Here is a 23173-nt window from a genome sequence, read left to right as displayed (position 1 = left end):
TATGCTAAGTTATAATGTCCGCGGTGAAAATATTGAGGTAACAGATGCTCTGAGGGAATACGTTCAGAAACGTCTAGCTAAGCTTGATAAGTATTTTGAAAATGATCCTGAGGTTATCGCCCATGTAAATTTGAAGGTTTACACAGACAGAACCGCGAAGGTCGAAGTTACTATTCCACTTCCTTACCTTGTTTTACGCGCAGAAGAAACAACTGATGATATGTATCGCAGTATCGATAATGTTTCTGAGAAACTTGAGAGACAAATTCGTAAATTTAAAACCAGAATTAACCGCAAGACTAGGGAAAAGGGCATCAAGGACTTCTTGCTTACAGACTCTGATGGTGAGGAGGCTGTAGAAACTAAAGATGAGCAACTTGATATCGTGAGAACTAAGCAAGTAAACCTGAAACCAATGGATCCAGAAGAAGCAATTCTCCAAATGGACATGCTAGGTCATGACTTCTTCATTTTTGAAGATGCTGATACGAATGGTACAAGTATTGTCTATCGTCGGCAAGATGGCCGGTATGGCTTGATTGAAACCGATGAATAAATAGTTTATAGTAGAAAGAGCCCGAAAAGGCTCTTTTTTTAATGTAATAGTAATTTTATTAATTGGAATAAAATGTTAAACTGTTACAAGTGCAAAGATTCAATTCAAAGATTAACTGAGGAATTTATTAGATGGCAAACTTTTTAAGAAAACTCGTTGACAATGACAAACACGAGTTGAAGAGATTTGAAGCAATCGCTGACCGTGTTGAGGCACTCGCAGAAGAATATTCTGCCATGTCAGATGAGGAGCTGCAGGGAAACACCCCGAAATTTAAGGAGAGGTTGAAGAACGGAGAAACACTCGACGATATTCTGGTTGAGGCATTTGCTACCGTCCGTGAAGGCGCAAAACGTGTTCTGGGACTCTACCCATTCAAGGTGCAAATTATCGGTGGTATCTCACTTCATGAGGGGAATATTTCTGAGATGATGACTGGTGAAGGTAAGACCTTGACCGCCACCATGCCGGTTTATTTGAATGCCCTAGAAGGTCAGGGAGTCCACGTTGTTACCGTTAACGAGTATCTTTCTACCCGTGATGCGACAGAAATGGGCCAATTATACAACTGGCTTGGCCTCTCAGTTGGTCTAAATTTGAACTCTAAGAGTCCTGATGAGAAGCGTGAGGCCTATCAGGCGGATATTACCTATTCAACCAATAGTGAACTAGGTTTCGATTATTTACGGGATAACATGGTGGTCTATAAGGATCAGATGGTTCAAAGACCACTGAACTATGCGGTAATTGATGAGGTTGACTCAATCTTAATTGATGAGGCTAGGACACCTTTGATTATCTCCGGGCAGGCTTTCCAAGGCTCTGGTGACTATCTTCGTGCAGACCGGTTTGTTAAGTCGCTTGTTGCGGATACAACTGATCCAAAGGCCACTGACGAGGAGAACGGGGATTACAAGATCGACTGGCCAACCAAAACAATTAGTTTGACTAATCAGGGAATTAAGAAGGCAGAGAAGAATTTCGGCTTAAATAACCTGTATGACATCGAGAACGCTAGTCTCGTACACCACATCGACCAGGCTCTGCGGGCTAACTACATCATGCTAAATGACATTGATTATGTTGTTCAAGATGGTGAGGTAATGATTGTTGATTCATTTACTGGACGCGTCATGGAGGGCCGGCGTTATTCAGATGGACTCCACCAGGCCATTGAGGCCAAAGAGGGTGTGAAGATCCAAGAGGAGAACAAGACCCAGGCCACAATCACTTACCAGAACTACTTCAGAATGTATAAGAAACTCTCAGGAATGACCGGTACTGCCAAGACAGAAGAGGAAGAGTTCCGCGAAATTTACAACATGCAAGTTATCACGATTCCAACTAACCGCCCGTTAGCACGTGTTGATCAACCGGACTTACTCTACCCGACGCTAGACAGCAAGTTTGCGGCCGTTGTCAAAGAAATTAAGGCACGCCATGATGTGGGTCAACCAATGTTGATTGGTACTGTCGCCATCGAATCGTCGGAGCGTTTGTCGCATCTACTTGACCAAGAGGGGATTCCTCATGCAGTCTTGAATGCGAAGAACCATTTCAAGGAAGCAGAAATTGTCATGAACGCGGGTCAACGTGGCGCAGTAACGATTGCCACCAACATGGCTGGACGTGGGACAGATATCAAGCTCGGACCCGGTGTTAAGGAGCTTGGTGGTCTAGCAGTAATTGGAACTGAAAGACATGAATCACGACGGATTGATAACCAATTGCGGGGCCGTTCTGGTCGTCAAGGTGATCCAGGTGAAACAAGATTCTATCTTTCACTTGAAGATGATTTGATGAAACGTTTTGGTTCAGAAAAAGTCAAATCATTCTTGGATCGAATCTCGAATAATGACGATGACAAGGTGATTGAGAGTCGGTTGATTACCCGTCAAGTGGAGGGTGCGCAGAAACGAGTTGAAGGTAATAACTATGACACGCGGAAACAAACACTCCAATACGATGATGTGATGCGGACGCAACGTGAGATCATTTATGGCGAGCGTATGCACGTCATTGATGAGCAAGAGAGTCTAAAAGATGTGTTATTGGGTATGGTTAACAGAACAATCTCACATCAAGTTGACCTTTATACTCAAGGAAACAAAGATACTTGGAACATTGATGCCCTGTATGATTTTGTCATCAGCTCGATTACTTCGGAAGAGAAAGCTAAGCAGCTTGATCTAGGTAGCATGACACCAGAAGAAATGAAGGAAGCACTCAACAAACTTGCTTCGGAGAATTATAACGAGAAGCAAGATATGTTAAGCGATGCATCACAAATGCTCGAGTTTGAGAAAGTTGTCATCTTGCGAGTAGTTGATGAGCGCTGGACCGACCACATTGATGCAATGGATCAATTGCGTCAATCAATTGGCCTTCGTGGATATGGTCAACTTAATCCGCTTGTTGAATACCAAGAAGCAGGTTACCAAATGTTTGAGGAAATGGTAGCCAATATCGAATTTGATGCAACCAGACTATTCATGAAAGCACAAATCCGTCAAAACATTAGACGATAAAATATCAATCAGGATGCATAGTAAATCATGCCACCCTGATTTTTTTATAAAAGGAGATTACTTTAGATGGAAATTAGTGATTTAAACAGGACGTTAACGGAAATTAACACTAAGCTAAAACACTTTAGGGGGTCTCTTTGACCTCGATGCGCTAAACGAGGCAATCGCCATCAATGAACAGAAAATGGCTGAGCCAGAATTCTGGAATGATAACAACGAGGCACAGCAGGTTATTGATGAAACCAATCAACTACGGCAGAAGCACGATAGTTTTCACGAGTTACAGGAAGCGTACGATGAGGCTGCCGTTAGCCTGGAGATACTCCGTGAGGAATATGATACGGAGATTGCCCAGGGCTTGGAACGAGACCTGACAGATTTAACTGCAAAAATGAAGTCATATGAGTTGAATCTTTTATTAGCGGGTGAGTATGATAAACATAACGCATTGCTCGAAATTCATCCTGGTGCCGGTGGCACAGAATCGCAGGATTGGGGCTCGATGTTAATGCGCATGTACCAAAGATGGTCCGAACAGCACGGCTTCACCTTCGAAGTGACAAACTACGAACCAGGTGACGAGGCCGGCGTTAAGAGCGTCAGCGTGATTATCAAGGGTGAGAATGCCTTTGGACTCTTAAAGTCCGAGCATGGTGTGCACCGGCTAGTGAGAATCTCTCCGTTTGATTCCGCTAAGAGACGACACACCTCATTTTGTTCAATCGAAATTACACCGGAAATTGACGACACAATTACGGTGGATATCAATCCAGACGATTTACGCGTTGATGTTTTCAGGTCAAGTGGCGCCGGTGGACAGCACATCAACAAAACTTCCAGTGCTGTAAGAATTACCCATTTACCAACGGGAATCGTGGTCTCATCGCAGGCCCAAAGATCCCAATTTCAAAATAGGGATACAGCCATGAGCATGTTACGTGCTAAGTTGTTTCGTCTAGAGGAGCAGAAGAAGGCTGCGGAGAAGGCTAAACTCGTTGGTGAACAAATGGATATCGGTTGGGGCTCTCAAATTCGCTCTTATGTATTTCATCCATACACGATGGTCAAAGATCATCGGACTAACTACGAAACAAGTAATGGTAACGCGGTGATGGATGGTGATTTAGATCCGTTCATCTATGCCTACCTTCAATGGTTACTCAGTCAGGAAAACCCTAATTAATGTAAGGAGAGACAATGATAGAATTAATCAACGTCAATAAAGATTATGATAATGGCGTTAAGGCAATCGATAATTTAAATCTCAAGATCGAACAGGGTGAATTTGCCTACCTTGTGGGACCAAGCGGTGCGGGTAAGTCAACGCTAATCAAATTGTTGTATCGGCAAGTTAAGCCGACCTCTGGTCAGATTATGGTCAATAATTTCAATTTGAATACCATTACGGATAAGGAAATTCCTACACTTAGGAGAACGCTTGGCGTGGTCTTTCAAGATTTCAAACTTTTACCTAGACTAACCGTATTTGAAAACGTCGCCTACGCACTACGCGTAACCGAGACCCCGGAGGAGCAGATTCCGGAGATGGTTAATTCAGTGCTACGGATGGTTGGATTAGAAGAGCGGGCAGCAATGTTTCCGAACCAGATTTCTGGTGGTGAGCAACAAAGAATCGCCATCGCTCGTTCAATCGTGAACAAACCAAGTGTCCTAATTGCCGATGAGCCGACTGGGAATCTGGATCCAAACACGACGGAAGACATCATGAAGCTGATTGAGGAGATTAATCAGTCCGGTACGACCATCCTCATGGCAACGCATAATCAGGATATTGTGAATACACATGTTCATCGTGTGATCGAGATTGAGCATGGCGTCAAGATTCGTGACGAAGAAGGAGGGAATTACATCAATGAAAACCGCAACAATTAATTTCCACATCAGAGAAAGTTTGAAGAGTCTGAAGAGAAATGGTTGGATGACCGTTGCTGCAATTTCCGCCGTTGGTGTAACGCTACTTCTAGTTGGTATCTTCTTGAGCGCCGTATTTAACATCAATAAGATCTCAAATGACATAGAGAGCGATGTTCGGGTTAGAGTCGCCATTCAAAAGGACACGACTAAGGCTGAGCGTGAAAAACTGACTACCGAAATTTCCAAGGTAGATGGCGTGGATACAATTAAGTTCTCGAGCAAGGAGAATGAATTAAAGAAACTGGTCAAAGTTTATGGTAGCTCCTTCTCCATGCTTGGTGGTGACTCAAATCCTTTGATGGACATGCTCATCATTAAGGCGAAGAATGTATCTGAGACCAAGAAAATCGCTCAGTCCGTGAAGAGTCTCGAACATGTGTCCGAGGTAAATTACGGTGGTAATAAAGCGAAACAGCTGTTTAATATTATGGCAACGGTTAGACGAATTGCCCTGATTTTCTCAATTATCCTGCTCTTGGTGGCAATCTTCTTGATTGCGAACACAATCAGAATTACAATCATCTCGCGGGGCAATGAAATTGAAATCATGCAGTTGGTCGGCGCAACCAATCGGTTTATCCGGACACCATTCATTCTTGAGGGGGCATGGACCGGTATTTTGGGTTCCATCATCCCCATAATTATTGTCGACTTAGTTTATCAATTTGTCTTCAAAAGCATGTCTGTTGGCTTGGCGAACGCGGGTTATAGTCTGTTGAGCCCCGCAAGCGTGCTGATCGGCTTAGACTTGCTAATCGTGGCGATTGGTGCCGGGATTGGCGCTTTAGGATCAGTTATTTCAATTAGACGTTACCTCAAACTTAGTTAATTAGGGAGTCCTCGAATGCGCAAGAAGTTTGCACTTTTATTCTTGATTACGATTTTAACAACCGTCCTCAGTGCGTGTTCGCTTGAGCAAAAGGGCGAAGTGGTTAGTGCGGTAGGATCAAGTGCACTACAGCCTTTGGTCGAAGCCGCGGGCGAGCAGTTTACGAAGCAGCACCCAAGTGTTTACATTAACGTTCAGGGGGGCGGTAGCGGAACCGGGCTCGCACAGATTCAGGCGGGAGCCGTCGATATCGGCAACTCCGACCTCTACGCGGAACAAAAGTCTGGTATTGATGCGACTAAGATTGTCGGTCAGAAGGTGGCTGTGGTTGGAATCACGCCAATTGTCAATAAGTCGCTCGGGGTAGCTAGTCTCTCTTTGGCCCAGTTACGCGATATTTTCCTTGGGAAGATTACTAACTGGCGGGATGTCGGTGGCCCAAATCTGAAGATTGTACTGGTCAACCGGGCTCAGGGCAGTGGGACGCGTGTGGCCTTTGAAGACTCGGTACTTGAGGGGCAACAGCCCGTTAATGCACAAGAACAGGATTCAAACGGCATGGTGCGGCGAATTATCGCAAGCACGAAGGGCGCCATCAGTTATGTTGCTTTCAGCTACGTGAATGATACGGTCAAAACTGTCAAGTTAAACTCCGTGGCACCGACACAGAAAAACGTGACGACAAACGCTTGGCCGCTTTGGGCTTACGAGCATATGTATGTAAGCAAGAAGCCCACTCAGAGTACTAAGAAATTCATGCAGTTTATCATGAGCGATACCGTGCAGAATTCTGTTGTAAACAAAATGGGTTACATCGCCATTAAGGACATGCAGGTCGAGCGCTCGATGGCCGGTCAAGTTACCAAGATTAAGTAGGAGAAAAATATGCAAGATGAAATTCGTGCTAGCCTGTTGAAGAAATCTAAGGCTGCTAAACGCGAACTTTTCGGAAAAATCATTTCGGGAATCGCCATCGCATTAATTATTGTGGTCGTTGCTGCAATTTTTCTTTTTGTGGCAACCAAAGGAATTGCAACCTTCACGACTGACAAAGTCAATCTGTGGGACTTTCTGTCAAAGACCGTCTGGAATCCTGGCAATAAGGGGGCCGACGGTCAGCCAGAGGTCGGTGCCTTGGCCATGATTGTCGGCTCATTTCTGGTGACGTTTCTGGCTGCAATTTTGTCAACACCATTTGCAATCGCTGCGGCTATCTACATGACGGAGATCAGTAAGAAGCGTGGGCGGAAGATTCTCCAGCCGGTAATTGAATTGCTGGTCGGAATTCCGTCTGTGGTTTATGGTGTCATCGGGTTGTCCGTTGTCGTGCCATTTATCAAAAATATTTTTGGTGGTACGGGCTTCGGTATTCTGGCCGGGACGTTCGTCTTGTTCGTGATGATCTTGCCAACGGTGACTTCGATGACGGTTGACGCTTTAAACGCGGTACCCGATTATTACCGCTCAGCTTCGCTCGCACTCGGTGCGACCAGGTGGCAGACCATCTATAAGGTGGTTTTACGGGCCAGCCTACCCGGTATTTTGACCGCGGTGGTATTTGGAATGGCTCGGGCATTTGGCGAAGCACTCGCCGTCCAGATGGTTATTGGTAATGCCATCTTGATGCCACATAACTTGGTCACACCTTCGGCAACACTGACTAGTGTCCTAACGATGGGGATGGGTAATTCGGTCATGGGAACGCTCAGCAATAATGCACTGTGGTCCCTCGCACTACTCCTCTTATTGATGTCATTACTGTTTAACCTGGTCATCCGGCGTATTTCAAAGAAGGGGGGTAACTTTGGGCGATGAATGCAAAAAACGTTGATAAATTAGCAACCAAGATTATTTATTTCATGGCGGGCGTGATTGTCTTGATTCTCGCCTTCTTACTCAGTTACATCCTTATCCAGGGCGTGCCGAATATTAGCTGGCGTTTCTTAACTACGCCGGCGAAGATCTTTGAGGCTGGTGGCGGAATTTCGGTTCAGCTTTTTAACTCGTTTTACCTCTTGATTCTGTCGATGATTATTTCGCTGCCCATCTCTATTCTGGCCGGTATTTACTTGGCCGAGTATGCTCCGAAAAATAAGGTGACCGAATTCGTCAGAACGGCAATCGAAATATTGAGTTCGTTGCCCTCGATTGTTGTGGGCTTGTTCGGCTTTTTGGTTTTCTCAATTCAGATGGGTTTTGGCTTCTCCATCCTCTCGGGAGCGCTAGCCTTGACCGTCTTTAATCTACCCCTGTTGACCAGAAATGTGGAGGAGTCGCTACTCTCAATTCACTTCACCCAAAGGGAGGCCGGCCTTTCACTTGGCCTTTCGCGCTTCGAAACCGTCGTGCACGTCATTGTGCCCGAGGCACTGCCAAACTTGGTTACAGGAATGATTCTGGCGGCTGGCCGGGTGTTCGGGGAGGCTGCGGCCTTGATTTATACCGCCGGCCAAAGTTCGCCTATCCTGGATTTTAGCAACTGGAATCCGCTCTACATTAATAGTCCCTTGAATCCATTTCGTCCTGCCGAAACCTTGGCAGTTCATATTTGGAAGGTTAATGGTGAGGGAATTATTCCGGATCTCGACGCCGTCTCCGCAGCATCGTCGGCGGTTTTGATCATTGCTGTACTGATTTTTAATCTTGCGGCCCGTTATTTTGGTAAGAAGTTATATCGCCATCTGACTGGCGTGAAGTAGAGGACTTTGATGACTGAAGAAAAACAAACTAAGGCAATTATTGATTTAGCAAAGTTGAACAAGGAGATTGCCGTTGAAACCCACGACCTCCATGTCTATTACGGCGAGAAGGATGCCATCCACGGTGTGAGTCTGCAATTTGAGCGAAATAAGATTACGTCGTTGATTGGTGCTTCTGGTTCCGGTAAGTCGACGTACCTGCGCTCAATCAACCGAATGAACGATAACATTCCCCATACGAAAGTGGAGGGGGAGATTATGTATCGCGGCCTGGATATCAATAGCGACGCAATCGATGTCTACGAGATGCGCAAGCACATCGGCATGGTCTTCCAACGCCCCAATCCTTTCTCAAAGTCGATCTACGACAACATCACGTTTGCCCCCAAACGTCATGGTCTGCATGACAAAAAAGCGCTTGACGAATTGGTCGAGACGACGTTGAAACAGGCAGCTCTCTGGAATCAGGTTAAGGATGACCTCGGCCAAAGTGCTTTAGCTCTGTCCGGTGGGCAACAACAGCGGCTCTGCATTGCACGGGCAATTGCGATGAAACCCGATATTCTATTGATGGACGAACCCGCCAGTGCGTTAGACCCTATCTCGGCCGGAACTGTTGAAGAGACCATGATGGACTTAAAGGCCAACTACACGATCATTATCGTGACGCACAATATGCAACAAGCAGCGCGGATTTCGGATTATACCTGCTTCTTCCACTTGGGGGATGCAGTCGAGTACGACGAGACACGCAAGATTTTCACAACACCACAAGTACAACTGACCGAAGACTACGTCTCAGGCAGATTTGGCTAGGAGGAAAACGATGAATCCAAATCAAGAACCCATAATTTCTGCCTCCGATGTGCATCTTTTCTACGGCAAGAACGAGGCGTTAAAGGGCATCTCGCTTGATTATTTCGAACACGAAATCACGGCGATGATTGGCCCGAGCGGATGTGGCAAGTCCACTTTTCTGCGGACGCTTAATCGGATGAATGACCTGATTGACAACGTGACCATCACAGGTTCCGTCAAGATTGACGGTCGAAATATTTACGCGCCAACTACCGATACTGTGGCTCTCCGGAAAAAAGTGGGCATGGTTTTCCAACAACCAAACCCATTCCCATTCTCGATCTACGATAATGTCGCCTATGGCTTGCGGCTACAAAAGAACGAGTACACGAAGGACGAGATGGATCAGATTGTTGAGGAAAGTTTACGGGCCGCCGCCGTGTTCGATGATGTGAAGGATAAGTTGAACGAGAGCGCACTCTCACTTTCAGGTGGCCAGCAGCAAAGAGTCTGCATCGCGCGGGTCCTTGCGGTGCAGCCAGAAGTGATTTTGATGGACGAGCCAACAAGTGCGTTAGATCCCATCTCTAGTGCGAAAATCGAGAACATGTTGCTTGAGTTAAGGGACAAGTACACGGTTATCATCGTGACCCATAACTTGGGCCAGGCATCCAGAATATCTGATCGGACGGCCTTCTTCCTACAGGGGCACTTGATTGAGTATAATGAGACCAAGAAGATGTTCTTGAATCCGGACAGGCAAGAGACAGAAGACTACATTTCAGGAAAATTTGGTTAGAGGAGATTTGACATGAGAGCAACATTTGATGAAGAAATTGCCGATTTACATGAAAGCTTTGCGGCGATGGGGCACATGGTGAGCAAGAATATTAAGCGAGCCGTCGACTCCTTTATCGAGCACGATAAGGCAGGTGCTGGTAAGGTGATTGACTACGACCCGAAGATTAACGAACTGGAAGTCCAGCTTGAAAAAACCTGTTTCGAGTTGATTGCACTCCAACAACCCGTTACCAGTGACTTGCGGCGAATTGTGACTGTCATGAAGGCGAGCTCGGATCTGGAGCGGATGGGCGATCATGCGGTCAGCATCGCAAAGGCGACGATTAAGGTGAAAGGCACGACCAGGGTCTACGAGATTGAGCAGGCAATTGATGAGCTGGCAAACGTCGTCTTAGAGATTGTTGACCAATCGCTCCATGCATACCGCCACGAGGACGAGGAGGAAGCAATTACTGTTGCCAAGATGGATGATCAGGTGAACGAACTCTCACACAAGATTCATAAGCAAATCGTGGTCGAGATGAAGAAGGACGCGGATACGATACTTGGTAACACCTACTACATGCTTGTCGCGAGCTACCTTGAGCGAATTGGTGACTATGCAACCAACCTCTGTGAATGGGTTGTGTACTTGAAGACGGGTAAGATTGTGGAGTTGAATAACAACGTGCGTAAAGACACTGTTTAAGATTACATAAAAATCGTCGGAGATGAGAGCCGCGTATTTATTTAACAACCGAGTTGCTGTAAAATATTGATTAGTTGATAAGAAGGAGCAAACATGAACAAAAAAATTTATCGTTCTACCGATGATCGACTATTAGCTGGTGTAATCGGTGGTCTAGCAGAATATTGGTCAATAGATAGCACGAAACTAAGAATTATTTTTGCTATTTTGTTGGTAGTTTCACTTAGCACGTTAACCCTGTTGTACCTATTATTGTGGTTCATCATCCCCCAGAAGCCGTCCACGACAGACTTTGTTGAGGAAGATGTGGTCGACGAGACGAACGATCGAGAGGAAGAGAATTAATGAGTGGTTTTCTAGCAATATTAATACTGGTTTTAATTGCGGCGTTGATTATTAGTATTTTCTTCGGTGCCATTGCCTTCGTCATCCGCTTTGCTGTGCCTATCTTGGTGATTGCCTTGGCTATTTGGCTCTATAATCGGTACAAGAAGCCAACTAACGGTTCAACCGGGACAACAAAGACCTACACGAATTCAACTAGTCAAGACACAACTAGAAAAGAAGCCCGTGACGTTGAAACAAATGACGTGAAGGCCGACGAGCAATAGGATGAAGTTTATAATCAGAGTGTTCATCAACGCATTGGTCCTAGTCGCGCTAGCGGGAATGTTCCCCGCGATGATTGCCGTTGAAAGTTTTGGCTTTGCGCTCTTGGCAGGCCTGTTCATCACCATCATCAACGGAACAATCCGCCCGCTGTTGCAGTTGCTAGCGTTACCAATCTCCTTTCTGACCTTTGGTATTTTCGCGTTGATTATCAACGGAATTTCCTTAGAGTTGGCAATTAGCTTCGCCGGCAATCAAATTGTGATTAATGGTTTCTTCAATGTTATTATTGTTTCGCTTGTACTGTCATTCGTACAAAGCTTGGTCTTCAAGTTTCTAAACGAAAATTTCAAATTTTAAAAAAGCGCCCTGATTTTTAGGCGCTTTTTTAGTACCTAAATGGTAAACTGGAACAAGTAAGTTGATTAAATCGTGAGGTATAAAAATGACTGAGAACGTGAAAATTAGCGACATGGTGCACGATAACGGCCTGAAGGTTTATGCGGGCGCTGATTACCTGAAGAATAAATCGGTGGGCGTGACGGATATTTCCCGTCCCGGGTTAGAACTGACCGGCTACTTTGACTTCTATCCGCATGAACGGATTCAGTTACTTGGAATGACCGAGGTCTCCTATGCGAATGAACTCACGCAGGAGGAACGCCTGAGCGTGTTCGACCGGATGTGTAAAGAAGAGGATACCCCCTGCTTCTTAATCTCCCGGGGGCTAGCTGCACCTGACGAACTGTTAGAGAAGGCGACTGAGTACAAGATTCCGGTTCTTAGTTCTCAGTTATCGACAACAAGACTCTCGAGTGTCATTACCGAGTACTTAGAATACAGGCTGGCAGAACGGCGGAGTATCCATGGCGTGCTGGTCGATATCTATGGTCTAGGTGTCTTGATTATGGGTAGTTCCGGTGTTGGTAAAAGTGAGACTGCACTGGAACTCGTGAAGCGGGGCCACAGGCTAATCGCTGACGATCGAGTTGACGTCTTTCAACAAGACGAGAAGACGGTGGTCGGTGAGGCGCCAGCCATCTTGAAGCACCTCCTGGAGATTAGAGGAATTGGCATCATCGACGTCATGAATCTCTTCGGTGCAGGAGCAGTTCGGGCCTCAACCCCAATCTCACTTGTTGTTAACCTCGAGAATTGGGACAATGATAAGAACTATGACCGTGTCGGTTTCGAGACGGAATCCATGCCGATTTTCGACGTAAACATCCCGAAGATTACCGTACCAGTGAAGGTTGGACGTAATCTGGCCATCATTATCGAGGTTGCCGCCATGAACTTCCGTGCGAAGAATATGGGCTACGATGCCACCAAGAAGTTCGAGGAGAACTTGGCGAACCTCATCCAAGACAACACAGAGAAGGAGCAATAATTGTGCAATTTATCGCTAACGCAATTGATCCGATTGCATTTCGTTTCGCCGGCCGCGACGTTCGTTGGTATGGTATTTTAATTGGAATAGGGATTGTCATCGCCGTTTGGATGTCCATGGCGGAGGCGAAAAGACGCCAGATTATGCCGGACGATATCATTGATCTGTTGTTGTGGATCGTGCCGATTGGCTTCATCGGAGCGCGTGCTTATTATGTCATCTTTGAGTGGGGCTACTATTCAGCCCACCCGGCGCAGATTTTTGCCATCTGGAACGGCGGAATTGCCATTTATGGTGGACTAATTGCCGGCCTCATTACCCTGATTATTTTCTGCTACTACAAAGTTTTGCCAGCATGGCTGGTCTTAGATATCATCACACCAGGCGTGATGGCTGCACAAATACTCGGACGTTGGGGTAACTTTATGAACCAAGAGGCATATGGCGCTAAAACAACATTGAGCTTCCTCCAAGGGCTTCATCTACCCCAGTTCATCATCGATCAGATGTGGATCAACGGTGCATACCGGCAACCCACATTTTTGTATGAATCATTCTTCAATCTGATTGGACTGATTATCATTCTGGCATTACGCCACAAGAAGGACCTTTTCAAACGTGGTGAGATCGTGCTTAGCTATGTATTATGGTATAGTGTAGTTCGATTCTTCGTTGAGGGGATGCGGACTGATAGCCTGTACATCTTCAACACGATTAGGGTCTCACAGGCGTTGTCAGCGGTCTTGTTCTTCGTCGTCATCGGTCTGTTCATTTACAGACGGCGCGTGACTAAGCCTGAGTGGTATCTGGCGGGCAGTGGGTTGAAGTACCCATATCATCGGTAAAAAGTGGAGGAAATAATGAAAAAAATTGCAGTCATTGGTGCAGGTTCATGGGGCACGGTTTTGGCCTCACTATTAGCCGATAACGGCCATTCTGTGACACTTTATGGTAACCACCAAGAGGTGTTAGACGAGATTATCAATTTCCACACAAACAAGCGGTACCTGGCGGCAACATTTAAGACGAACGAGCGGATTGCAGTGACCATCGACCTTAAAGCAGCAGTGCAGGGACAGGATATGCTCTTACTGGTGATTCCGACGAAGGCAATTAGAAGCGTTGGTGCGTCCATCGCCACAATCTTGGCACAGAATAACGCACAACCAATCATTGTGAGCGCGACAAAAGGGATTGAACCCGGGTCAAAGAAGCGAGTCTCGCAAATCATTGCGGAGGAGATCTATCCTGCTCAAACAGACAAAATTGCGATTATTTCTGGACCGAGTCACGCGGAAGGCGTAGCTCAAAAGGACTTGACTGCGCTGTCTGTTGCCAGTGAATCAACGGCTGTAGCTGAATTGGTGCAGGAAACTTTTAGTAACGATTACCTCAGACTATACACGACGAACGACGTGATTGGGGTCGAGGTTGGCGGTGCGACCAAGAATGTGATTGCGCTGGGGGCTGGCTTATTATATGGTAAGGGCTTCGGCGATAACGCGAAGGCAGCACTCATGACACGTGGCTTAGCTGAGATGACGCGACTCGGCGTACGACTGGGGGCACAACCGCTGACCTTTAGCGGTCTGTCTGGTATCGGCGATTTGATTGTGACGTGCACGAGTACGAATTCTCGGAACTGGCGTGCCGGCCGTGAACTGGCTAAGGGTAAGGGCCTCGAACAGACGTTGAGTGATATGGGAATGGTTGTCGAGGGTGTCCTGACGGCAAAGGCCTTGCATGAACTGAGCCAGGAGTTAAACCTAGAGATGCCGATTTCAGCTGCTATTTATCGCTTCTTGTATGAAGATTCATCAGTTGATGCAGAAATAGCGCGGATGATGGGACGGGAGAATAAACCCGAACTCGAATTCTAGGACTGAGCAACACAGTTGCATCTTTTCTTTAAAAGAGTAAAATAAACTTATTAAAAGTAAGGAGCCAATTGTAAATGACGAAAAAGTATGATGTGATTGTGATTGGTGCTGGACCGGGTGGCTTGACTGCCGGCCTGTATGCATCACGTTCAAATCTTTCAGTACTCATCTTGGACCGGGGTATTTATGGCGGTCAGATGAACAATACTGGTGATATTGAGAATTATCCTGGTTTCGAACTTATTTCAGGTCCTGATTTGTCGGAGAAGATGTACGCTTCAGCAACGAAGTTTGGTGCTGAGTATGCGTACGGTAATGTCAAAAACGTGACGGACCACGGAGAGTATAAATTAGTCGAGACTGACGAAGGCGACTTCGAGGGGAAGACGGTCATCATCGCTACTGGCGCAGAGCATAAACATCTTGGCGTACCTGGTGAGGAAGATCTTTCAGGTATGGGTGTTTCGTACTGTGCGGTGTGTGATGCAGCATTCTTCAAGAACCGTGAAGTAGTGGTTGTTGGTGGTGGTGACTCTGCTGTTGAGGAGGGGCTCTACCTGACTCAGCTGGCGAGCAAGGTAACGATTATTCATCGCCGTGATCAACTCCGTGCACAACAGATTCTGCAACAGCGTGCCTTTGCCAACCCTAAAATCGAATTTGTGTGGAATGCCATCACAGAGGAAATTGTGGGAACAGAGAATAAGACTACCGGTGTGAAATATCGTGATAAGAACACCGGTGAAGAGCACGTTGTGCCAGCTGATGGTGTCTTCATCTATGTTGGAATCATGCCAATGACTGATAAGTTTAAGGAGCTGAACATCACCGACGAGAATGGCTGGATTATCACTGATGAGAAGATGCGGACAAGTGTGCCTGGCATCTTCGCTATCGGCGATGTCCGGGCCAACCAGCTACGCCAAATCGCCACTGCGGTTGGCGATGGTGGTATTGCCGGTCAAGGTGTCTACGAGTATCTCCAAGAGACGAATAGTCTCACGCAAACTGCATAATCTACTTCTAAATTCAAAAGCTTGTTTTCAAGCTTTTTTTTGTTGGTCGGAAACAGTATCATAGAGTATGAAATGTAAATGTTTTGAAGGAGAAAAAGATGACTTTGATGACACAAGTAAAATACTGGCAGGAGAACGAGAACTTGCCACTCGAAATGAAGCAGCAGTTGGCTGATCTAGCACAGAATCCCGACTGGGTCCAAGATGCTTTTGGTGCCGACTTGGAATTCGGTACAGCCGGTATGCGTGGCTTAATGGAGCCAGGCACGAATCGGATGAACCTCTTCACGGTTGGCAAAATCACTGAGGGATTGGCCCGGTTAATCGATGAACTCGGTGCTGAATATAAGGCTCGTGGTGTTGTAATCTGTTATGATCCACGCTATAATTCTGCCGCCTTTGCGCAGCATGCAGCGTTAATCCTTGGTGCACATGGTATCCAAGTTTATCTGTTCGATTCATTACGGCCAACGCCGGAGCTTTCCTTCACAATTCGTTATTTGACTGCGTATGCGGGAATTATGATTACTGCAAGTCATAATCCCAAACAATATAACGGCTATAAGATTTATGGCCCGGATGGGGGGCAGATGCCACCGGCAGAGGTGGATAGTGTCGTGAAGTACGCTGAGGCCATCGACGATATTTTCGCAGTGCAGACCGGTAATCTCTCCGAACTCCGGCAAGCGGGCACGATTCAATTAATTGGTGAGAACGTCGATCAGGCTTATTTAGCACAGCTTCAGACCGTGAACGTCGATCGCAAGTTGATTGCTGCTGAGGCAGACAACTTACCGATTGTCTACTCACCTCTGCATGGTACAGGTAATGTGTTGTACCAGCGTGTTTTCGGTGAGAATGGTTTCAAAAACGTGCATATTGTCCCAAGCCAGGCAATTCTCGATCCGGAATTTATCAGTGTGCCATCACCGAATCCCGAGTCCCCAGCCGCTTTCACAGAAGGCATTAAGCTGGCTAAAAAGGTGGGTGCAAAGCTAATCATTGCCACCGATCCCGATGCCGATCGGATGGGCTGTGCAGTCCTTAATCAGGCCGGTGAATATGAACTATTGACAGGGAACCAGATTGCAGCCTTGATGACGAATTACCTGCTGACGGGAATGAAGAAGAGCGGCGAGCTGACTGCGCAACTAGAGATTGTCAAATCGATTGTTTCAAGTGAGCTCCCATTCGTGATTGCCACAAGTTTTGGTATCAAGACGAAAAATGTACTAACGGGCTTTAAGTATATTGGTGAGGAAATCGAGCACCTAAACCAGACAGGTAGCGGGAAGTTTGTCTTCGGGTTCGAAGAGAGCTATGGTTTCTTGTTTAAGGACTTTGTCCGCGATAAGGATTCCCTTCAAGCCGCGCTCATGATGGCCGAGGTTGCTGCATACTATTCAAGTCGCGGATTGACGGTTGCTGAGGGCTTAGAGGAACTATCACAACAATTTGGTTACTTCGCCGAAGAGACGAAATCAATCGAGATGACTGGCCTTGATGGTTTAAGCAAGATGAAGGCAATGATGGAGAAACTCCGGAGTGAAACTGTTACGGAAATTGCCGGTGTACAAGTGATGCGCTACGAGGATTACCTGGCACAGACTGCCGTGGTAGACGGGAAGACGACTGCGTTCACTGATTATCCAAAGGCAGACGTCTTGAAGTATTACTTGGCTGACGATACATGGATTGCGCTCCGGCCATCCGGGACTGAACCTAAGGTCAAAGTATACGTTGGTGTGCGTTCCGACTCAACGGAACATGCCCATGCCAATGTGACGCGTTACCAGTCTGCTTTTGCTGAATTACTAAACTAATTTGTGGCGAAAGTATGTTCGGAGTGCTAGAATTAAATATATTTTGTAAATAGTTGGATTTTATATCCAACTTTTTTTGACGAGGAGGGGAATTAATTGATAACTAAGCAAAAAGGTGGCACGTTCAAGCTCCACTCAAAATACCAGCCCGCCGGGGACCAAGGCGCCGCAATTACCAAATTGGTTGATGGCTTCAAAGCTGGCCGTAAAGAGGAGATTCTGGAGGGTGCGACTGGTACTGGTAAGACATTTACCATGGCCAATGTAATTCAGAAGCTGAATAAGCCGACCTTAATTATTTCCCACAACAAGACTCTTGCGGGTCAATTATATGGTGAGTTCAAAGACTTCTTCCCCGAGAATGCCGTCGAGTATTTTGTGTCATACTATGACTACTACCAACCGGAAGCCTATGTGCCATCTTCTGATACGTATATTGAGAAGGATTCGGCAATCAACGATGAGATCGATCAGCTGCGCCACTCGGCCACTAGTGCGTTACTGGAGCGCAATGACGTGATTGTTGTCGCCAGTGTCTCCAGTATCTTTGGTCTTGGTGATCCAAACGAGTATGCGAAATCTGTGATCTCACTACGGGTGGGAATGGAAATGGATAGAAACGAGCTACTCAGACAGCTTGTGACTATTCAATATGATCGGAACGATATCGATTTTCAACGTGGCCGATTCAGAGTCCGTGGTGATGTAGTCGAAATTTTCCCAGCTGGTAATAGTGAACATGCCTTTCGCGTGGAATTCTTTGGTGATGAAATTGACCGCATTGTTGAGGTTGACTCTTTGACTGGCGAGATTGTTGGTGAACGTGAACAGGTCTCACTATTTCCGGCAACCCATTTCATGACTAACGATGAACAGATGGAGGCAGCCGTCCGTAGAATCAAGGATGAGTTGGACGTGCAAGTGAAGAAGTTCAACGATGAAGGTAAGCTATTGGAGGCCCAGCGGATTAAGCAACGGACGACGTATGATATTGAAATGATGCAGGAGCTCGGCTACACGAATGGGATTGAGAACTATTCGCGTCACATGGAAGGTCGTGCAGAGGGTGAGCCACCGTTCACGCTACTTGATTTCTTCCCTGACGATTTTCTCATCTTAATCGATGAATCACACGTGACGATGCCCCAGATTCGAGGGATGTATAACGGTGACCGGGCACGGAAACAGATGCTTGTGGATTACGGCTTTAGGCTACCTAGTGCATTAGACAACAGGCCTTTACGGCTCGAAGAATTTGAACAGCACGTCCACCAGATTATGTACGTCTCTGCGACACCCGGTCCCTACGAGCTCGAGCGGACGAATTACAAGGTGGAACAGATTATTCGACCAACAGGGCTGCTCGATCCAAAGGTGGAGATTAGGCCGATTGAGGGCCAGATTGACGATCTAGTTGGTCAGATTAATGAACGCACGAAACGTGACGAGCGGGTTTTTGTCACCACGTTGACCAAGAAGATGGCGGAGGATTTAACCGATTATCTGAAAGATCTCGGAATTAAGGTGAAGTACCTCCACAGTGACATCAAAACACTGGAACGATCGGAAATCATTCGTGACCTCCGACTTGGCAAGTTCGACGTGTTAATCGGAATTAACCTGTTGCGTGAGGGAATTGACGTACCAGAGGTCTCACTTGTAGCGATTTTGGATGCCGATAAGGAGGGATTCCTGCGTTCTGAACGACCGCTGATCCAGACCATCGGTCGAGCAGCCAGAAATGCACACGGTGATGTAATCATGTATGCTGATAAGATGACAGACTCCATGAAGATTGCGATTGACAAGACCAATAGAAGGCGGCAGATTCAGGAGCAGTTTAATGAGGAGCATGGGATTACCCCAACAACGATCATCAAACCAATCAGGGCGTCAATCTCACTTGTCAAGCAGGTCGATGCCAAAGAAACAGAAAAATCCTTCAAGGAACTTAATTTCGATGAGTTAAGTAAGAAGGAGAAACAAGAATTAATTAAAAATCTGACCGAGCAGATGCAAAATGCGGCGAAGAAGTTGGACTTCGAGGAGGCTGCAACCTTGCGCGATGCCCTGTTAGAATTAAAGAGTGAAGGTAAATAAGTATGGCAAATGATAAAATCGTGATTCACGGTGCCAGAGAACACAATCTAAAAGACGTCAGTGTCACCATCCCAAAGGAAAAGTTGGTGGTCATGACCGGCCTCTCGGGTTCCGGGAAGAGCTCGCTTGCGTTTGACACCCTCTATGCCGAAGGGCAGAGACGTTATGTTGAGTCGTTGAGCAGTTATGCACGGCAATTCTTGGGCCAGATGGATAAGCCTGACGTGGATTCAATCGATGGGCTGAATCCAGCCATTTCGATTGACCAGAAGACGACCTCGAAGAATCCTCGGTCGACAGTGGGGACTGTCACCGAAATTAATGACTATCTAAGGCTGCTCTGGGCCCGTGTTGGCCACCCAATCTGTCCGAATGATGGCACACCAATCGTGAGTCAATCCGTGGATCAGATGGTTACACGGGTGCTCGACCTACCAGAACGCTCTAAAATTCAGATTCTTGCCCCTGTTATCCGAGCGAAAAAAGGCCAGCACCAAAAGGTTTTTGAAAAAATTCAAAAAGAAGGTTATGTGCGCGTCTTCGTTGACGGAGAAGTGCATGAGATTACCGAGCAATTTGACTTGAATAAGAACCAAAAGCACGATATCAGTATCGTGATTGACCGTTTGGTTGTGAAACCGGAGATTCGCTCAAGGATCTTTGATTCATTAGAAGCTGCACTCCGTCTTGCCGATGGTTACGCAAACGTCGATGTGGTTGGCTCAGAAATGTTGATTTTCTCAGAACACTATGCCTGCCCAATCTGTGGCTTTACCGTGGGCGAGCTTGAACCACGTTTGTTCTCATTTAACGCTCCTTTTGGTGCATGTCCGGAATGTGATGGTCTAGGTATGAAACTCGAGGTCGACGTTGATTTGGTGATTCCAGACCAAAGTCTCTCGCTCGAAGAGGGGGCCGTTATTCCCTGGAATCCAATCAGCTCTAACTACTACCCAGAGATGCTTGCACAAGCCATGAAACAGTTCAAGGTACCAATGGATAAGCCATTTAATAAGTTAACGAAGGCACAGCAAGACATTATCCTGACTGGCTCAGGCAATAAAGCCTTCCATTTCCACTACCAAAATGAGTTCGGTGGTGTCAGGGACGTGGACGTGGTCTTTGAGGGTGTGCTAACTAATGTTAAACGCCGCTACCACGAGACTAACAGCGACTTTACCCGCGATCAAATGCGTAAGTACATGACCGAATTGACTTGTCCTGTCTGCCATGGCAAGCGATTAAACCGCCAAGCCTTAGCCGTCAAGGTGATGGGCGAAGATATTGCTGAAGTTTCTACTTTTGCCATCAAGCGAGCAGTTGATTTCTTCCACAAAATCGAACTTTCGGAGCAAGAGACCGCGATTGCTAAACCAATCTTAAAAGAGATTAATGATCGCCTAACCTTCCTGATTAATGTTGGGCTAGACTACCTGACGCTCTCGCGTTCGGCTGGTACACTTTCTGGTGGGGAGGCACAAAGAATTCGTTTAGCCACTCAGATTGGTTCCAATCTTTCTGGCGTCATGTATATCCTGGACGAGCCTTCCATTGGGCTCCACCAACGGGATAATGATCGCTTAATTGGCTCGCTCCAAGAGATGAGAGACCTCGGGAATACCCTCATTGTGGTTGAACACGACGAGGATACAATGCGAGCTGCGGATTATCTGATTGACATTGGCCCGGGGGCCGGGGCTGATGGTGGCCAGGTGATGGCCGCTGGCACACCTGCCGAGGTTGCTCAGGTAGAGCAATCAATTACTGGTCAGTATTTATCAGGCAAGAAGTTTATCAAGGTGCCACTAAAGCGTAGAACTGGTAACGGTCAGAAAATCACGGTCAAAGGGGCTGCCGAGAATAACTTGAAGAACGTCAATGTGGACTTCCCGCTGGGAGAACTCGTTGTTGTGACGGGTGTTTCGGGCTCCGGCAAGTCGACTTTAGTCAACATGATCCTGAAGCGAGCGCTGGCGCAGAAGTTGAATCGGAACTCCACCAAGCCGGGTAAGTACAAGAGTATTTCCGGCTATGAGAATATCGAAAAGATTATTGATATCGATCAAAGCCCAATCGGTCGGACTCCGCGGAGTAATCCAGCAACGTACACCAGTGTTTTTGACGATATTCGTGGTCTTTTTGCACAGACGAATGAGGCTAAGATGCGTGGTTACGCAAAGGGCCGCTTCTCGTTCAACATTAAGGGTGGTCGCTGTGAGAACTGCAAGGGTGACGGCATTATCAAGATTGAGATGAACTTCCTGCCCGACGTTTACGTGCCGTGTGAGGTATGTCACGGGAAACGCTACAACTCGGAGACCCTTGAGGTAACGTATAAGGAGAAGAATATCGCAGATGTGCTTGAGATGACTATCTCTCAGGCAACGAAATTCTTCGAACACATTCCAAAGATTCACCGTAAGTTAGAGACAATCGTCGATGTTGGCCTGGGCTACGTTCAGTTGGGCCAGGCAGCAACAACTCTTTCTGGTGGTGAGGCGCAGAGAATGAAATTAGCTTCCGAGCTCCAGAAGATTTCGACCGGTAAAAACTTCTATATTCTGGATGAACCAACAACCGGTTTGCATTCAGATGATATTAGCCGTCTGCTTGATGTTCTGCAACGACTCGTGGATGAGGGGAACACCGTGCTAATTATTGAACACAACCTGGATGTGATCAAAAACGCTGACTGGCTGATCGATCTGGGGCCAGAAGGTGGTGAGGGTGGTGGCCAGATTCTGGCTACCGGTACACCTGAGGACTTGGCAAAGGTGAAGAAGAGCTATACCGGGCAGTACCTGAAGCCGATTCTCAAACGCGATTACAAACGTACTTTGGCCGAGGAAAAGGCCCAACAAAAGCAGAAGTAGCATGGAACACAGTGTTTAACTGGACCAAATCTTATTTTGGAGGAGAGAATAATGTATACACAACAAAGACAAAGCAGATTTGACTGGGGCCAATTTATCTCTGGCGTGATTTTCCTTTTAGCCGGCTTCTTCATGATGCGCCACCAAGGAGTCGCACTCAGGAGCCTGGTGCTGGTTTTCGGTATCGGCTCAATCATTCAGGGAATTGTCTGGCTGGCAAGTTATTCCTCGTTCAGGGACCTCTTTCGTGAATCGTGGGTCACGCTGATCTCAGGAATAGTAGATTTGGTAGTTGGCCTCCTGTTCCTCTTTTACGGTGACTTCGGAGCACTAACCATCGCCATTCTCTTCTCAATCTGGTTCTTAACGGATTCAGTGATTGGCCTAGTGTTCTCGTTTCACCTGCGCGATATTAGCGCACCACTGTTTCTTCTCTCGTTAGTCCTAAATATTTTTAGTTTAATTGTGGCTCTCTTGATGCTGATGAATCCGGTGGTTTCCGCGATGACACTAGTCTTGTTGGTAGCTATTTACCTGATCATTTACGGTGTGAATAATGTAATTGTTTCATTTGCACACAGGTTATAATTTATTCATAGACTAGTTTAACTGGCTCTGTTGCTTAGACAGAGCCTTTTTGATACAAAA

At 46.6% G+C, this 23173-nt stretch carries 22 protein-coding genes; all 22 read left to right on the top strand.

The window, feature by feature from the left end:
* The first annotated feature begins 1 nt into the window (after position 1).
* Positions 2–556, top strand: a complete 555-nt coding sequence (gene hpf / locus FC62_RS02465) for a ribosome hibernation-promoting factor, HPF/YfiA family (protein WP_054745909.1) — start codon at positions 2–4, stop codon at positions 554–556.
* 131 nt (positions 557–687) lie between these two features.
* A complete protein-coding gene (gene secA, locus FC62_RS02460; RefSeq protein ID WP_056945967.1) occupies positions 688–3084 on the top strand; it encodes a preprotein translocase subunit SecA in 2397 nt (798 codons plus the stop codon).
* Positions 3085–3150: 66 nt separating this feature from the next.
* Positions 3151–4267, top strand: a protein-coding gene (prfB, locus tag FC62_RS02455; protein WP_141322552.1) for a peptide chain release factor 2 whose coding sequence is annotated in 2 segments (ribosomal slippage) — positions 3151–3201 and positions 3203–4267 — 1116 coding nt in all. Because the reading frame shifts where the segments join, the coding sequence is not laid out codon by codon here.
* A 14-nt stretch (positions 4268–4281) separates the two neighbouring features.
* Positions 4282–4977: a cell division ATP-binding protein FtsE gene (gene ftsE, locus FC62_RS02450; protein WP_056945968.1), complete on the top strand. Its 696-nt coding sequence runs from the start codon at positions 4282–4284 to the stop codon at positions 4975–4977.
* Positions 4958–5848 (top strand): permease-like cell division protein FtsX, encoded by an 891-nt coding sequence (gene ftsX / locus FC62_RS02445; protein ID WP_056945969.1) that lies wholly within the window; start codon positions 4958–4960, stop codon positions 5846–5848. Before ftsE ends, ftsX begins: the two co-directional genes overlap by 20 nt.
* 15 nt (positions 5849–5863) lie before the next feature.
* A complete protein-coding gene (locus tag FC62_RS08270) occupies positions 5864–6724 on the top strand; it encodes a phosphate ABC transporter substrate-binding protein (protein ID WP_054745912.1) in 861 nt (286 codons plus the stop codon).
* Between the two features lie 9 nt (positions 6725–6733).
* The gene (pstC, locus tag FC62_RS08265) at positions 6734–7663 is read left to right on the top strand and encodes a phosphate ABC transporter permease subunit PstC (RefSeq protein WP_056945970.1); all 930 of its coding nucleotides are present in this window, start codon (positions 6734–6736) and stop codon (positions 7661–7663) included.
* Entirely contained in the window at positions 7660–8547 is an 888-nt protein-coding gene (gene pstA, locus FC62_RS02430; RefSeq protein WP_056945971.1) for a phosphate ABC transporter permease PstA, read from the top strand. The genes pstC and pstA overlap by 4 nt, the downstream gene beginning before the upstream one ends.
* A 9-nt stretch (positions 8548–8556) precedes the next feature.
* The gene (pstB, locus tag FC62_RS02425) at positions 8557–9363 is read left to right on the top strand and encodes a phosphate ABC transporter ATP-binding protein PstB (RefSeq protein WP_056945972.1); all 807 of its coding nucleotides are present in this window, start codon (positions 8557–8559) and stop codon (positions 9361–9363) included.
* Between the two features lie 10 nt (positions 9364–9373).
* On the top strand, positions 9374–10144 hold the full coding sequence (pstB, locus tag FC62_RS02420) for a phosphate ABC transporter ATP-binding protein PstB (protein WP_056945973.1): 771 nt from the start codon (positions 9374–9376) through the stop codon (positions 10142–10144).
* A 12-nt stretch (positions 10145–10156) separates the two neighbouring features.
* Positions 10157–10834 (top strand): phosphate signaling complex protein PhoU, encoded by a 678-nt coding sequence (gene phoU / locus FC62_RS02415; protein WP_056945974.1) that lies wholly within the window; start codon positions 10157–10159, stop codon positions 10832–10834.
* A gap of 93 nt (positions 10835–10927) precedes the next feature.
* Complete coding sequence (locus FC62_RS02410) at positions 10928–11179, top strand: PspC domain-containing protein (RefSeq protein ID WP_075362819.1); 252 nt, start codon at positions 10928–10930, stop codon at positions 11177–11179.
* Positions 11179–11445 (top strand): DUF3329 domain-containing protein, encoded by a 267-nt coding sequence (locus tag FC62_RS02405; RefSeq protein ID WP_054745914.1) that lies wholly within the window; start codon positions 11179–11181, stop codon positions 11443–11445. The genes FC62_RS02410 and FC62_RS02405 overlap by 1 nt, the downstream gene beginning before the upstream one ends.
* Position 11446: 1 nt before the next feature.
* A complete protein-coding gene (locus tag FC62_RS02400) occupies positions 11447–11803 on the top strand; it encodes a phage holin family protein (protein WP_054745916.1) in 357 nt (118 codons plus the stop codon).
* A gap of 85 nt (positions 11804–11888) precedes the next feature.
* On the top strand, positions 11889–12833 hold the full coding sequence (gene hprK, locus FC62_RS02395; protein WP_054745918.1) for an HPr(Ser) kinase/phosphatase: 945 nt from the start codon (positions 11889–11891) through the stop codon (positions 12831–12833).
* 11 nt (positions 12834–12844) lie between these two features.
* Positions 12845–13678 (top strand): prolipoprotein diacylglyceryl transferase, encoded by an 834-nt coding sequence (gene lgt, locus FC62_RS02390; protein ID WP_056946400.1) that lies wholly within the window; start codon positions 12845–12847, stop codon positions 13676–13678.
* 15 nt (positions 13679–13693) lie between these two features.
* Positions 13694–14713, top strand: a complete 1020-nt coding sequence (locus FC62_RS02385; RefSeq protein ID WP_056945975.1) for an NAD(P)H-dependent glycerol-3-phosphate dehydrogenase — start codon at positions 13694–13696, stop codon at positions 14711–14713.
* A 74-nt stretch (positions 14714–14787) separates the two neighbouring features.
* A complete protein-coding gene (gene trxB, locus FC62_RS02380) occupies positions 14788–15729 on the top strand; it encodes a thioredoxin-disulfide reductase (RefSeq protein WP_054745923.1) in 942 nt (313 codons plus the stop codon).
* 107 nt (positions 15730–15836) lie between these two features.
* Positions 15837–17552, top strand: a complete 1716-nt coding sequence (locus FC62_RS02375) for a phospho-sugar mutase (RefSeq protein ID WP_236693760.1) — start codon at positions 15837–15839, stop codon at positions 17550–17552.
* A 96-nt stretch (positions 17553–17648) separates the two neighbouring features.
* On the top strand, positions 17649–19652 hold the full coding sequence (uvrB, locus tag FC62_RS02370; protein ID WP_056945976.1) for an excinuclease ABC subunit UvrB: 2004 nt from the start codon (positions 17649–17651) through the stop codon (positions 19650–19652).
* Between the two features lie 2 nt (positions 19653–19654).
* Positions 19655–22525: an excinuclease ABC subunit UvrA gene (uvrA, locus tag FC62_RS02365; RefSeq protein ID WP_056945977.1), complete on the top strand. Its 2871-nt coding sequence runs from the start codon at positions 19655–19657 to the stop codon at positions 22523–22525.
* A 51-nt stretch (positions 22526–22576) separates the two neighbouring features.
* The gene (locus FC62_RS02360; RefSeq protein WP_054745938.1) at positions 22577–23113 is read left to right on the top strand and encodes an HdeD family acid-resistance protein; all 537 of its coding nucleotides are present in this window, start codon (positions 22577–22579) and stop codon (positions 23111–23113) included.
* Positions 23114–23173 lie beyond the last annotated feature (60 nt).

Origin of the sequence: Amylolactobacillus amylotrophicus DSM 20534 (genome assembly GCF_001434555.1) — a bacterium.
GTDB lineage: Bacteria > Bacillota > Bacilli > Lactobacillales > Lactobacillaceae > Amylolactobacillus > Amylolactobacillus amylophilus.
The sequence above is the reverse complement of the archived record's forward strand: the minus strand, read 5'-3'. Positions and strand labels throughout refer to the sequence as shown.